15 protein-coding genes are annotated in these 13,691 nt (G+C 56.9%); 11 read left to right on the top strand and 4 right to left on the bottom strand.

What is annotated here, in order from left to right:
• Positions 1-76: 76 nt before the first annotated feature.
• The gene (locus tag AABB31_RS15210) at positions 77-418 is read right to left on the bottom strand and encodes a hypothetical protein (RefSeq protein WP_373634929.1); all 342 of its coding nucleotides are present in this window, start codon (positions 416-418) and stop codon (positions 77-79) included.
• On the bottom strand, positions 411-704 hold the full coding sequence (locus tag AABB31_RS15215; protein WP_342077335.1) for a rod-binding protein: 294 nt from the start codon (positions 702-704) through the stop codon (positions 411-413). Before AABB31_RS15215 ends, AABB31_RS15210 begins: the two co-directional genes overlap by 8 nt.
• Positions 705-785: 81 nt before the next feature.
• Between AABB31_RS15215 and AABB31_RS15220 the strand changes: the two genes are divergently transcribed.
• Together AABB31_RS15220 and AABB31_RS15225 are read left to right on the top strand one after the other, a co-directional pair.
• Complete coding sequence (locus AABB31_RS15220; protein WP_342077334.1) at positions 786-2,132, top strand: flagellar hook-length control protein FliK; 1,347 nt, start codon at positions 786-788, stop codon at positions 2,130-2,132.
• A 10-nt stretch (positions 2,133-2,142) separates the two neighbouring features.
• Positions 2,143-2,814, top strand: coding sequence for a flagellar hook capping FlgD N-terminal domain-containing protein (locus AABB31_RS15225; protein WP_342077333.1), 672 nt, complete (start codon positions 2,143-2,145; stop codon positions 2,812-2,814).
• Between the two features lie 275 nt (positions 2,815-3,089).
• Here the strand turns inward: AABB31_RS15225 and ubiB are convergent, their stop codons facing one another.
• Together ubiB and ubiE are read right to left on the bottom strand one after the other, a co-directional pair.
• The gene (gene ubiB / locus AABB31_RS15230; protein WP_373634930.1) at positions 3,090-4,619 is read right to left on the bottom strand and encodes a 2-polyprenylphenol 6-hydroxylase; all 1,530 of its coding nucleotides are present in this window, start codon (positions 4,617-4,619) and stop codon (positions 3,090-3,092) included.
• Position 4,620: 1 nt separating this feature from the next.
• Positions 4,621-5,373 carry a bifunctional demethylmenaquinone methyltransferase/2-methoxy-6-polyprenyl-1,4-benzoquinol methylase UbiE gene (gene ubiE / locus AABB31_RS15235; RefSeq protein WP_342077332.1) on the bottom strand — a complete coding sequence of 251 codons (753 nt, stop codon included), beginning with the start codon at positions 5,371-5,373 and terminating at the stop codon, positions 4,621-4,623.
• 160 nt (positions 5,374-5,533) lie between these two features.
• On the opposite strand from ubiE, the gene mutM reads away from it, so the two are divergent.
• The 9 genes from mutM to AABB31_RS15280 all read left to right on the top strand — a co-directional run bounded on the left by mutM (position 5,534) and on the right by AABB31_RS15280 (position 13,615).
• The gene (mutM, locus tag AABB31_RS15240) at positions 5,534-6,385 is read left to right on the top strand and encodes a bifunctional DNA-formamidopyrimidine glycosylase/DNA-(apurinic or apyrimidinic site) lyase (protein ID WP_342077331.1); all 852 of its coding nucleotides are present in this window, start codon (positions 5,534-5,536) and stop codon (positions 6,383-6,385) included.
• Between the two features lie 63 nt (positions 6,386-6,448).
• Positions 6,449-7,225, top strand: a complete 777-nt coding sequence (locus tag AABB31_RS15245; protein WP_342077330.1) for an enoyl-CoA hydratase — start codon at positions 6,449-6,451, stop codon at positions 7,223-7,225.
• A 178-nt stretch (positions 7,226-7,403) separates the two neighbouring features.
• Complete coding sequence (rpsT, locus tag AABB31_RS15250; RefSeq protein ID WP_342077329.1) at positions 7,404-7,667, top strand: 30S ribosomal protein S20; 264 nt, start codon at positions 7,404-7,406, stop codon at positions 7,665-7,667.
• A 643-nt stretch (positions 7,668-8,310) separates the two neighbouring features.
• Positions 8,311-9,642, top strand: coding sequence for a chromosomal replication initiator protein DnaA (dnaA, locus tag AABB31_RS15255; RefSeq protein WP_342077328.1), 1,332 nt, complete (start codon positions 8,311-8,313; stop codon positions 9,640-9,642).
• A gap of 123 nt (positions 9,643-9,765) precedes the next feature.
• Positions 9,766-10,884 (top strand): DNA polymerase III subunit beta, encoded by a 1,119-nt coding sequence (gene dnaN / locus AABB31_RS15260; RefSeq protein WP_342077327.1) that lies wholly within the window; start codon positions 9,766-9,768, stop codon positions 10,882-10,884.
• Positions 10,885-10,936: 52 nt separating this feature from the next.
• The gene (gene recF, locus AABB31_RS15265) at positions 10,937-12,037 is read left to right on the top strand and encodes a DNA replication/repair protein RecF (RefSeq protein ID WP_342077326.1); all 1,101 of its coding nucleotides are present in this window, start codon (positions 10,937-10,939) and stop codon (positions 12,035-12,037) included.
• On the top strand, positions 12,034-12,474 hold the full coding sequence (locus tag AABB31_RS15270) for a VOC family protein (RefSeq protein ID WP_342077325.1): 441 nt from the start codon (positions 12,034-12,036) through the stop codon (positions 12,472-12,474). The genes recF and AABB31_RS15270 overlap by 4 nt, the downstream gene beginning before the upstream one ends.
• Complete coding sequence (locus AABB31_RS15275) at positions 12,461-12,991, top strand: GNAT family N-acetyltransferase (protein ID WP_342077324.1); 531 nt, start codon at positions 12,461-12,463, stop codon at positions 12,989-12,991. The genes AABB31_RS15270 and AABB31_RS15275 overlap by 14 nt, the downstream gene beginning before the upstream one ends.
• A gap of 3 nt (positions 12,992-12,994) precedes the next feature.
• Entirely contained in the window at positions 12,995-13,615 is a 621-nt protein-coding gene (locus AABB31_RS15280; protein WP_342077323.1) for a LysE family translocator, read from the top strand.
• The last annotated feature ends 76 nt before the right edge of the window (positions 13,616-13,691 follow it).

Raw genomic sequence — 13,691 nt, forward strand, 5'->3', positions numbered from 1 at the left:
GTGATGTCACTTTGACCAGATCTGCCTGAATAAGCCGTTAATCAGCGCTCGTCTTTTCCGTGCAATTTTAGCTAAGTCAGGCCTTCTTCTCGATGCTGGATTGCGGATTCGCAACGATAGCCATGCCGCCGGCCCGATTATAAACGGTCATGCCGTGGCGCATTTCGTCCAACATCTTGAGCCTTTTTTGGGCAGATTTCACCCCAGACATTGCTGCAGAAATTAGTGCCTGATTCTCGACCAGCGCATTGTGAACCTCGCGCAGGTATTTCTCAGGCGAAGACGAGCGGCGCAGCACATCAAAGAGGCGCTGCTTCTCTTCAATGGAGCGATCGAGCATTGCAAAATCGCCCTTCTTCAATGCATCGCGCTCTTGCTTGAGCAAGGCTAGCATGCGGGTGACTGCGCCCTCAGACATTCATACGTAGCTTCATTGCTTCGAACAAGGCCTCTGCCAGGCCGATACCCCCAGCCTCCACCATCTCTTTTGCCTGCGCATCCCGCAGGAATGACGCAAACTGATCCTCGCCCGCGCCGCCGCCAAACGCATCACGCGGCGCGCCCAAGCCCGCGGATTTGAGCATTTCGGACAGGAATGTTGCTTCCAGTTTGTTTGCGGCGTCTCTGAGCTTGTCATCATTCTTGACATAGTCAGGCAATGTGGGTGCGCCGCGTGGCGATGGCAGAACTGGGATTGTGGTCATCGGCTTCTCCGTCATGGTCGAGGGCAATTTGTCAGATAGCCGTAAACAATCAGTAAGTTTTTGGTGCCAGACAGAGGTCAGATGGATTCTACCGGGGCTGCGATGATACCGAATTTGCTTACCGATCTGACAGCAAAGCCAGCTGCTGTGATGCTAGAGGGCGGCGCCCTAGCGACGGACGATAGTCAGCGAGGATTTGAGGTTATTTTCGGGGATATGGTTGAATTGGGTGGTGATGTCGCCGCCGAGGTTCCCTTGGAAGTGGTGGAGGAGAATTCCCCGGACACAACCGAAACGCCCGAGAATTTCCTGCGTCCAGCACCAGCTGACGGTCAAACCGATATTCCATTGGTAAAGGCGTCAACTGTAAGCGACCCGGATTTCAAGCCAGATCAACAGCCTGTTCTGCCGCTCACAGGCGAACAAAAGACATCAAACGCTCTGGGAGCCAACGACAAGGGCGTGGCACAGCAAGGCCCTCGCAACGATATGTCGGCTTCGCCAGAGGGATCTAAAAGCAAGGCCGAAATGCCTGTTCCGACCAAGACTTCGGATGCCCGTAGTCAGGGGAATGCTGCGCAATCGCTGTTTGAAAGTCGCGTCCCAGCAGCTGCTGTTATCGGCGACAAAAAACCAGTAGATTCCAAAACGACGCAGCAGGGTGCCAAGATTGACGTGCCTGCAAAAAATGCAGAAAGGGCCGTCGCCACTGCTGAGTCTGGCCGTGAGACAGTCATTTCCATGGAAAAAACCATATCGCCACGCGAGCGCAAGGATTTTGATCACCCACCGCGCAGAGAGTGGTCAACTGTCGGGAACGCTTCGTCGGGCGACCGGCAAACTGCCCAGTTGCCTAGCCAAGCAACTACCGCCGCTGCCGTGCCGATAATACACCTGAAACCCTCGGGAAACGACACTTTGAAACCTGCACGTCAGGAGGGGGTGTTTGATGCGCCGCTGGCGGTAGGTTCAAATGCAGAGCGGGCAGCACCATCGACGATTGCGGCGCCGACAGCGCCTAGTGCTACCGGTAACCCTGATATGGCCCGTCAGGTTGCCAACCAACTGGCCGTCGCCATCGGCGGGCAATCGGGTGGTAAGGCGGAAATTGTGCTTAGCCCGAAAGAGCTTGGGCGCGTCCGGCTTAGCATGTCAGCAGTTGATGCTACAATTACACTGCATATCGCATCCGAAAGACCCGAGACTGCAGATCTCATGCGGCGTCATATCGACGTGCTGGCGCAGGAGTTTCGGGAACTGGGTTACGAAAATATTGGTTTTTCCTTTGATGGCCAAGGCCGGCAGACAAAGGAAGACGATGCAACGGCATCAATAGATCAGGCCCGCGCTACCGGATCAGACTCCGGTGACGAGGGCGAACAAACTATGCGCGCGCCAAAAGTCAGCGGCCTCGATTTGCGCCTATAAGGACAATAATATGGAAATCTCGACAAACCCGACCGCAACAACGCCGCCGCCAATCCCGGCAGCAAGTCAGGATAGTCCGACAAGCGGTATCAGTTCGGATTTTGAGACATTCTTGCGGATGCTTACAGTGCAGATGCAAAATCAGGACCCGTTAAACCCCGTCGATTCATCGGATTATGCTGTGCAGCTCGCCACCTTCTCTGGGGTAGAACAAGCGGTTTTGACGAATGACCTGCTGAAATCCCTGACCTCGCAAATGAACACAAGCGGATTGGCGGGTATGGCAGACTGGGTTGGGAAAGAGGCCCGGGCCGAGGCCCCCGGGTTCTTTGATGGGCAGCCAATTGTCATCGCCCCGCGACCCGAGGCGATTGCCGATCGGGCCGAGATTGTCGTCCGTGATGAAGCGGGCAGCGTGGTGCAACGTTTTGATATTGCCGTGACATCGGATCCGATAGAATGGGCAGGCGTTGATACCGGCGGTTTTCCAATGGATCGCGGCCTTTATTCGTTTGAGGTCGTCAGCATGTCCGGTGACGAAATCATCGCGCAAGCCCCCGCCGCCGTCTACAGCCGCATCACCGAAGTCCGCACCGAGAGCAGTGGGACCGTCTTGATCCTGGAAGGTGGCGCAGCTGTCACAAGCGACAAGGTCACGGCGTTGCGGGATCCGAGCGCCTGACAGTCAAGCGTACCCATAGCGCAGCGACGGGTATAGATCCGCTGCGCGGCTCATCTCGCTCCTCGAAAAAGGCAGCGTTGGGCCGGATGCCAGTTCCAATTGATACCAGTCAAGAGCGGCGAAAAGCCATCTTCCGAACAATTTCAGGGATATTGCCCCAACTGCAAAGCGTCGGGGGTGCAATGAAGTCGATAGGGCAACTTAAGCTGGTTTGCCGCGTCAAATGGGCCAGTGACCCAAGGCGTAAGTCAATCAGCGGGCCCAGGGCTAGAACCCTAGAGAAAGTTGCTTATCCAGACGCCAAGCCCCACCAATGTTCCGCCCAGTGCCATCCAGGATAGCCGCGCGATCCGGCGTTGCGGTTTTGGCGGTGGCGGCGGGTTGTTCAACCGGATCAAGGCATCCTCGGCCAATTGGGGAAGTTGCGGGCCAAAGCGTGCCAGAACGCGGGCCGTCTTGGCCAAATCTGCAAGCAGTGCCTTTGGGCCAATGCTTTTTTTGATGTAGTCCTCGACGACCGGGCGGGCGACCTCCCAGATATTTATATGCGGGTCGAGGGATCTGGCCACCCCTTCCACGACCACCATCGTCCGTTGAAGCAGGATGAGTTCTGTCCGTGTCTCCATCCCGAAACGTTCGGTTACTTCAAAGAGGTAGTTCAGCAAACGCGCCATGGAAATCCGGCTGGCATCCATTCCAAAAATAGGCTCACCCACCGCGCGCAGCGCCCGCGCAAATTCGTCCACGTCGCGATCCGCCGGAACATAGCCCGCCTCGAAATGAACCTCGGCGACCCGATTGTAATCCTTGCGAATGAAGCCAAACAGGATCTCGGCATAGACACGGCGGGTATATTCATCAATCCGGCCCATGATTCCGAAATCGTATGCAATGATATCGCCATTCGCGGCCACCTTCAGGTTGCCTTGATGCATATCACCATGAAAATACCCATCGCGCAGGGCGTGGTTCAGAAAAAGTTCCAAGACCCGCGAGGCAAGCGCACGTCGGTCATGACCTGCGCTATCGAGCGCATCATTGATGCCGATATTGGTGCCCTCTGCCCAGTCCAGCGTCATCACCCGCCGGCCCGACAAATGCCAACGGATCTTGGGTACCTGAAAACCTGAATCCGTTTCGGTATTGGCGGCAAATTCGGCAGCCGCAGCGCTTTCCAGACGCAGATCAAGCTCGCCCATGACGACGCCTTCGAAATGGGTGATCACATCCATGGGCCGCAAACGGCGGGATGCGGGTGACAAGACCTCGATCACACGGGCGGCAAAGTAGAACGCGTCGATATCCTTTCGAAACGCCTTTTCGATCCCGGGGCGCAGGATCTTGACGGCAACAGCCTCGCCAGTATCGGCCAAGTGCGCCTTGTGCACCTGCGCCAATGACGCTGCAGCAACAGGTTCCGAGAATGTCGAAAACAGCTGATCAAATGACATACCCAATTCGTGTTGCAAGGCGGCCTTGGCCTCCCGCATGGAGAAGGGCGGCAACTTATCCTGCAAGACGCGCAACTGCACGGCCAACTCGTCCCCCACCACATCCGGGCGGGTAGACAGGATCTGCCCAAACTTGATGTAGGCGGGGCCCAGCGCAGTCAGCGCCCGGGGGGCTGGCGGCATCGAAAGATCACCCTGATATCCCAGCCACCGGAAGGGCCAAACCAGTGTGCGAAATGTGATCCGCAAAAGTGGCCCGGCATCAAATGCGTCAAGCACCACTTTCATGGCACCTGTCCGTTCAAGCGTCGCGCCCGTTCGGATCAGACGAATAATATTGTGAGGTCCGCGCAAATCAGATCTTCCAGCCGGAATGCAATGCGGCAACGCCCATTGTCATGTTCCGGTATTTCGCATTTTCGAAACCCGCATCGCGGATCATTTCCAGGAAACTATCCTGATCCGGAAACTTCCGGATCGATTCAATCAGGTATTGATAGCTATCGCGGTCCCCCGCGATAACCTGCCCCATGCGAGGGATCACGTTGAACGAATACGCATCATAGGCGGCCTGCATCATCGGGTTCGGCAATTGACTGAACTCCAAAACCATCAACCGCCCGCCTGGCCGCAAGACCCGGTAGGCTTCGGCGAGCGCCTCTTGCGGGCGCGTCACGTTTCGGATGCCGAAGCTGATTGTGTAAACATCAAACGTGTTGGCCTCGAAAGGCAGCGCCATTGCATCCCCGACCACCCAATCCAGACTGTCGGACATGCGGGCAGCCTCGGCCCGTTTGCGGCCCTCGACCAGCATCGGCTCGGTCAGATCGAGAACGGTTGCATGCCCGTGACCCGCCCTTTTCAAAAACCGAAACGAGATATCGCCCGTCCCACCAGCCACATCCAGCAGCCTTTGGCCCGGGCGTGGCGCAAGCCAATCCATCATGGCGTCTTTCCAGATCCGGTGAACACCGCCGGACATCACATCATTCATAATGTCGTATTTGCTGGCGACCGAGGAAAACACGCCCTGCACGCGGCCGGCCTTTTCATCTTCGCGAACGGTTTCGAACCCAAAATGCGTTGTTGTGTCTGGCTTGTCTGTCACGGTCAGCGTCCCACCCGGTAAACTTCTATCTTGGGGTTATACGCAGTTCGGGGAAGAGACAAACTGTCAATCTGCCACGGGGGCACCGACAGGATTCTTGTGGGCCTTGCGATCCACCTGCATTAACGAGAGGTCAGCAACAACAATCTGATTGGGTGTTATGCCAGAATTGCCAGAAGTTGAAACCGTCAAGGCTGGGTTGGCCCCTGTTCTTGAAGGGCAGGTGATCGCCCGTGCGCTGGTGAACCGGCCCGATCTGCGCTGGCCCTTTCCTGAAAATATGGCGGCCCGACTGACCGGAAAGCGCGTGATCGGTCTGCGGCGTCGTTCGAAATATATTCTTGCTGATCTGGATAGCGCCGAAACATTGTTGATCCATCTGGGGATGTCGGGCCGCATGCTGATCTCGGGACACAAGGTCGGAAATTTTGTGCATCCGCAGGCCGCACTTGTGAAACATGACCATGTGGTCCTGGATATGGCAGGCGGCGCGCGTATCGCATTTAACGACGCCCGCAGGTTCGGGGCGATGGATCTGATGCAAACGGACGCGCAGGACGCGCATTGGTTAATCCGTGATCTGGGGCCGGAACCGCTTGGCAATCGCTTTGACGAAACCCATCTGGTCGCGCGCTTGAAGGGTCGAAATACACCGATCAAATCCGCGCTGCTTGATCAAACCGTCGTGGCTGGCCTAGGCAATATATATGTGTGCGAAGTCCTGTTTCGTGCCGGTATACACCCCCGCCGCAAAGCGGGGCAGATCAGCGCCAGGCGGATTGCCGCACTGGTTCCGATCATTCGTGATGTCCTTACGGAAGCCATTGCCGCGGGTGGATCATCTTTGCGCGACTACAAGCAAACAGATGGCGAACTGGGATATTTTCAGCATGGGTTTCAGGTTTACGGTCGCGAGGGCGAAGACTGCGTAACCCCCGGATGCAGCAAGAAAATCAAGCGAATCGTTCAATCCGGACGCTCATCTTTCTTCTGTCCGCAATGCCAAAGATAACTTGATCCGCCTTGTTGCTTTGATAAGCACAGGGGATCGACCGGCGGCAAGAAGGACGGCAGCATGGCCTATGACAAGATAATCGTCGATATCAGCGACGACGTGGCAACGATCACGCTGAACAGACCCGATTCCATGAACGCGCTGAATTCCGCGCTGCTTTTCGAATTATGCGCCGCACTTGAAGACGCTGACAGCAATGACAAGGTGCGCTGCATCATTATCACCGGGTCCGAAAAAGCCTTTGCGGCCGGTGCGGACATCAGCGAGATGGCCGAGAAAAACTTTGTCGAGATGTACACAAGCCGCTTTTTCCAGAACGAAGGCGACCGTTTCAACAATACCCGCAAACCAATCATTGCGGCCGTTGCTGGCTACGCTCTGGGCGGCGGGTGCGAACTTGCCATGATGTGCGATTTTATCATCGCCGCCGAAAACGCCAAGTTCGGGCAACCGGAAATCAATCTGGGTGTCATCGCGGGCATTGGCGGCACGCAACGACTGACCCGCTATGTCGGCAAGGCCAAATCAATGGATATGCATTTGACCGGGCGTTTCATGGACGCGGAAGAGGCCGAGCGGAGCGGCCTTGTCAGCCGAGTTGTTCCGAACAAAAAACTGATGACCGAGGCAAAAGCCGCCGCCGAAAAGATCGCTGAAAAGTCCATGTTGGCGACGACCGCAACCAAGGATGCCGTGAACCGCGCCTACGAGACCACGCTGGCCGAAGGTATCCGATACGAGCGCAGCCTGTTCTACGCGCTGTTCGCCACCGAAGATCAAAGCGAAGGCATGGCCGCATTCACCGAAAAGCGCGAGGCGCAGTTCCGCGACAGGTGACGACGCGCCCCCTATTTTAGGCTTCCATTTTAGGCCCAACTGTCCTATCAGCGCGCCAGACATGCGCGTGAGGTCCGCTTTGACCAGAATCACCGGTTCAGAACCCGGTTGGGGCAGATTGCGCTATCACTTATTTATTTGACCCCGACACCAGGGGTTCGGACAAGGACACGACAACATGGCTAACTCACAACAGGCTAAAAAACGCGCCCGCCAGAACGCAGCGCGCTTTGCAGTAAACAAGATGCGCCGTTCGCGCATCCGCACGTATCTTCGCGCAGTTGAAGAGGCGATTGCATCTGGCGATCAGAAAGCCGCAGCAGAGGCATTGAAGGCCGCACAGCCTGAATTGATGCGCGGTGTGACCAAAGGTGTCATGCACAAGAATACGGCATCGCGGAAAATGTCGCGCCTGGCATCACGGGTCAAAGCGATCGGCTAAACCTGGTTTGGGGCCATTGAATATCGGCAGGACTTGGCCGATCTGGTCCACTATTCGAGACAGAAAGGCGCGTCCGTTTCGGGCGCGCTTTTTTTGTTTGTGTTGCTGTCCGACACAGTTTGCGCGCCATTTCAAAGCGGTCAGAGATTCTTTTTGTAGAAAGCGAGAGTCAAGCACGATGTTATGTTGAAGCGGCCCCAAACCCCTTGCTAGCTTAGCGATGCGATTCACATCGTTCCGGGGGGACATGAAGAAGCGCGGTGCTGACGATAACCGGTTTTGGGCTTTTTCAAGAGTTCGCCAACCGCTGCTTTGATGTACCGAACTTCATGCAAAGGTGGTGTCGGGAAACATAGTGTTACTATGGAACTGGCCGTTTTTGTGTCTGCACGGTTGTCGGGGGCTGCTCTCTGACGATTGCTGCTGTTTATGGACCTCAACCTGCCACATGGCATTTGACCGCGGTGTCTTTAGATCCGCAGTAAAATGTTCCGGCCTAAGGATTTGATGAAAGGCAGACCGCCCCGATGGTGCCATCAGGGGAGCAGGTATCCTTTTGTTCGGCGCAATGTGTTTGGTGTGACAAGGGGGGCAATCCCGGTTCACGGTGAAATGTTATGTGCGAACGGGACAAAGGGACAAAATGACCAACGATATCTGGGCCACAGTACTGACTTCATTAAAGGGTGCCTTGGGGGCGAATATTTTTTCAAGATGGATTGAACCACTGGAATTTTCGAAACTGTCTGGCGGTGTTGCGACCATCAACGTTCCGACGAATTTCATCGGAAACTACGTGGCACAGAACTTTGGCGAACAGATCATCTACCAGCTCAATAAAGCCGGTGAAGACGTCCAGCGCCTGAAATTTGATGTCACCGACAAGATCACCACAAAACCCGCCGCCACCCGCAAGGTAGCCAGTGCCGACGATGTGTCGGGTTCTCCTCTGGATACCCGGTTCACCTTTGATACGTTTGTGGTCGGCAAGCCAAACGAACTGGCCCATGCCGCCGCCCGCCGCGTTGCCGAAGGTGGGCCCGTCACCTTCAACCCGCTGTTCCTCTATGGCGGTGTCGGCCTGGGTAAGACCCACCTGATGCACGCCATCGCGCACGAGCTTCAGCGGCAATCACCCGAATTGACGGTGCTCTATCTTTCGGCGGAACAGTTCATGTACCGCTTTGTGACCGCCCTGCGCGAACGCAAAATGATGGACTTCAAACAGATGTTCCGTGCTGTTGATGTCTTGATGGTCGATGATGTGCAGTTCATCGGCGGCAAGGACAGCACACAGGAAGAATTCTTTCATACCTTCAACGCGCTGGTTGACGGGCACAAGCAGATCATCATCTCGGCTGATCGGGCGCCGGGGGAAATCAAGGACCTTGAAGAACGGATCAAATCGCGCCTGCAATCGGGTCTGGTGGTGGATTTGCATCCGACAGACTATGAATTGCGTCTGGGCATTCTTCAGTCAAAGGTCGATTTCTACGCCGGCCAATATCCCGAAGTCAGCATCGCTGACGGCGTGCTAGAGTTCCTGTCCCACCGCATTTCGACAAATGTCCGCGTTCTTGAGGGTGCGCTGACCCGGCTATATGCATTTGCATCGCTGGTCGGCCGCGAGATTACGTTGGAACTGACGCAGGATTGCCTGTCTGATATTCTCAAGGCCTCCGACCGGAAAGTCACCGTCGAAGAAATCCAGCGCAAAGTATCAGAGCACTATAACATCCGCCTGTCCGACATGATCGGTCCCAAGCGGGTCCGCACATTGGCGCGCCCGCGTCAGATGGCAATGTATCTGGCCAAGCACATGACCAACAGATCGCTACCAGAGATTGGCCGCCGTTTTGGTGGGCGTGACCACACGACGGTGATGCATGGGGTTCGCAAGATCGAAGAGCTTAAGGCGCTTGATAGCCAGATCGCCGATGATCTGGAATTGCTCCGCCGCGCGCTGGAAGAGTAGGTCGCGCTTGACGCTTGGGCCACAAAGGTCAAAAGTCCAACAAAACGCTTGAGCCGCCCGTGGAATGCAGTACATTTTGCGTCCCGGCGGTGGCAGCCATCAAGATATGCGGAGCATTGGGACATGAAATTCAGTATCGAACGCGCGGTACTTCTTAAGGCGGTGGCGCAGGCGCAATCGGTGGTCGAGCGGCGCAACACCATCCCGATCCTTGCCAATGTCCTGATCGAGGCCGAGGGCGACGATGTGCAGTTCCGCGCAACCGATCTGGATATTGAGGTTGTTGACCGCGCCCCCGCCAAGGTCGAACGTGCCGGGGCCACAACGGTCGCTGCCGTGACGCTGAATGAAATCGTACGGAAACTGCCGGATGGTGCGCTGGTTACATTGTCAGAAGACGGCGCATCAGGCCGGCTGACAATCGAGGCTGGTCGTTCCAATTTCTCACTGGCCACGCTGCCCAAGGAAGACTTTCCAGTGATGGCATCGTCGGAATATGCCGCCAACTTTTCTGCCCCTGCACCAACGCTGCGGCGGCTGTTTGATAAATCCAAATTTGCCATATCAACCGAAGAGACGCGCTATTACCTCAATGGTGTTTACATGCATGTCTCTGACGCTGAAGGGGGCAAGGTATTGCGCTGCGTGGCGACCGATGGGCACCGGCTTGCCCGGATCGACGCCGATCTGCCTGATGGCGCGGCGGATATGGCCGGGGTCATCGTTCCGCGCAAGACGGTTGGCGAGTTGCGCAAGCTGCTGGACGATGATGATGCCCAGATTGCCGTATCCGTATCCGAAACCAAGATCAGGTTTGCGACCCCTGATATCACCCTGACATCCAAGGTGATTGACGGCACATTCCCCGATTACACGCGCGTCATCCCGCAGGGCAACACCCGCAAGCTGGAAGTCGACGCAAGCGAGTTTGCAAAGGCGGTCGACCGGGTCGCAACAGTCTCTTCCGAGCGGTCACGCGCCGTCAAACTGGCACTGGATGAGGACCGGTTGATCCTGTCGGTGAATGCCCCGGACAGTGGCGCCGCCGAAGAAGAGCTTGCCGTGGCCTATGGTGATGAGCGCCTTGAAATCGGCTTTAACGCCAAATACTTGCTGGAAATTGCAAGCCAGGTTGATCGCGAAAATGCGGTATTCATGTTTAATTCCTCGGGCGATCCGACCCTGATGCGTGAAGGCAATGATACGTCTGCCGTTTACGTGGTCATGCCCATGCGGGTGTGACCACGCAGGGCAATCCAACGGGGCAGTGGCTTGGATGCGCTGACTGTCACCGATGACAACCTTGTCCCTGTCACAGCTGACCCTGTCGCATTTTCGGTCGCACAAACGCGTGGTCCTTGATCTCGCCCCGCAGCCCATCGCGATTTACGGCCCAAATGGCGCAGGCAAAACCAATCTGCTGGAAGCCGTGTCGCTTTTGTCGCCCGGGCGCGGGTTGCGCCGGGCCGGCGCAGAGGATCTGATCCGCAGGCCAGAGGCGCTGGGCTGGAAGGTCACGGCGCATCTGCAATCACTGCACCAATCCCACGACATCGCCACCTGGGCAGAGGTCGGCCAGCCGCGCCAATTGCGTATCGACGACAAGACCGCGCCGCAGGTCGCGCTGGGTCGTATTGCGCGCATCCTGTGGTTGGTGCCGTCCATGGACCGGCTATGGATCGAAGGGGCAGAGGGCCGCCGCCGCTTTCTGGATCGGGCCACCCTCAGCTTTGAACCCCGCCACGCTGATGCTGTTCTGGCCTATGAAAAGGCGATGCGTGAACGTAACCGGTTGCTCAAGGACATGGTCCGCGACCCGCATTGGTACACCGCGCTAGAGGCGCAGATGGCCGATGCCAGCACGGCAATCCAGGCCAACCGGATGCGCGCCATCGCGGAACTGACCGCAGCGCAGGCCGCGGCGACCACCGCATTTCCGGCCGCATCACTGTCGTTGACCGCGCCGGATCCTATTCCCGATGACTTGCAGCAGGTGCTCGCAGACACACGACCACGCGACATGGCCGCGGGCCGGACATTGATCGGACCACACCGGGCTGATCTGCAGGCGATCTACGCAGATAAGGGCGTGGCCGCCAAGGATTGTTCGACCGGCGAGCAGAAAGCATTGCTGATCAGTCTCATTCTGGCCAATGGCCGCGCGCTTGCATCTGATTTTGGCGCGCCGCCGATCCTGTTATTGGACGAGGTTGCAGCCCATCTTGACGCCACGCGGCGCGCGGCGCTTTATGACGAGATATGTGGCCTGGGCGCGCAGGCCTTCATGACCGGCACGGGGGCTGAACTGTTTGCGGAATTGGGCGCCCGCGCGCAATATCTTGAAGTCACGGATGCGGACAGGACCTCCGTCGTGACAATAAGGGAAAATGGATGACCCCACAGCGTGTAACCCTGATTACGTTGGGCGTGGCTGATCTTGACCGGTCAAAGTCCTTTTATGGTGCGCTTGGCTGGGTGCCGACGCGCGAGATGCCGGGTGAGGTGGTGTTTTATCAGATCAACGGCATGGTGCTTGGGTTGTTCGGGCGGGGACCGCTTGCGCGGGATCAGGGCCGGCCGGATGCGGTACTGGGAACAGGCGCGATGACGCTGGCGCAGAATTTCGCGGATGAGGGCGCGGTTGACGTGGCCTATGCCGCAGCACTTGCCGCTGGTGCCAGCGGCCTGAAGGCGCCGGAAAAGGTCTTTTGGGGCGGATATTCAGGATATTACGCGGACCCGGACGAACATGTCTGGGAGGTCGCGCATAATCCCTTCTGGCCCTTAAGTGGTGACGGTAGTCTGACGCTACCGGCTGATGATGCAGATTGAGCGCATCTACGAGGCTGATCTGACACCTGCGGATGAGGTGTTGATCAACCGGCTGCTGGTTCGGGCCTTTGACGAGGGCTTCGGGGATCGGTCCTACCACCAGCAGCGGCATTACTTTCGGCTGATCATGCGCGATGCTGACGCGATTATCGGTCATATGGCGTTGTGTTACCGGGCCATACGCATGGGCGCGCGATTGGTGAACATCATGGGGCTGGCAGAGGTGGCGACCGATCCGGACGAACAGGGTAAGGGCATCGGCAGCGCATTAATGAAGGCGGCAATTGCCGAAACCCGGAAATCCCAGGCCGACTTTTTCCTGCTGTTTGGTGTTCGGCCCATGTATGCCGGAAATGGCTTTTGCAATGTGTCCAATCCGATCAGTTATGTCGATTTCTACCATGCCAGAATGGGAAATATTCATCACACAGACGATCATGCGCTTATGGTCCTCAAGACTGGTGATCTGGACTGGGACGATCAGGCACATATCGATTTGCTGGGGCACAATTTCTAGATCATGACAATTACCCCGCCGGAACTGTTGCTATACGCGGGCGCGCTTGTCGTGCTCTTCATGACGCCTGGCCCGGTTTGGGTGGCATTGACGGCGCGCGCGCTTTCGGGCGGGTTTCATGCGGCATGGCCCGTGGCGCTTGGGGTGGTCGTGGGTGACGTGATCTGGCCGTTTCTGGCTATTCTGGGGGTGACATGGATTGTGTCAGTCTATGCGGGTTTCATGGCCCTGCTGCGCTGGATTGCCTGTATCACCTTCCTGACGATGGGCTGGTTGATCATCCGCCATGCTGACAAGACCATCGCAGCTGATAGCCGACTGACCAGACCTGGAATGTGGGCAGGTTTTCTTGCCGGATTGGCGGTTATCCTGGGCAACCCAAAGGCAATCCTGTTCTATATGGGAATGCTGCCGGGGTTTTTTGATCTCACCGCCCTGACATGGGCTGATATCGCGGCCATCTGCTTTCTTTCCTTTCTCGTGCCACTTGTGGGGAATCTGTTGATGGCGGGTCTGGTCGGGCATGCCAGAGGGCTGCTGACATCGCCTGTTGCCTTGCGCCGCACCAATCTGACGGCAGGGGTTCTGCTGATCATTGTGGGCCTCGCTATCCCGTTCACATGACGGCGTAAGATGGGTTTAAACCCATCCTACGACCAAGCGCCATTGGGGCACAAAATCTTGTGTCATTCGCGTGACA

Origin of the sequence: Yoonia sp. SS1-5, from assembly GCF_038443705.2 — a bacterium.
GTDB lineage: Bacteria > Pseudomonadota > Alphaproteobacteria > Rhodobacterales > Rhodobacteraceae > Yoonia > Yoonia rhodophyticola.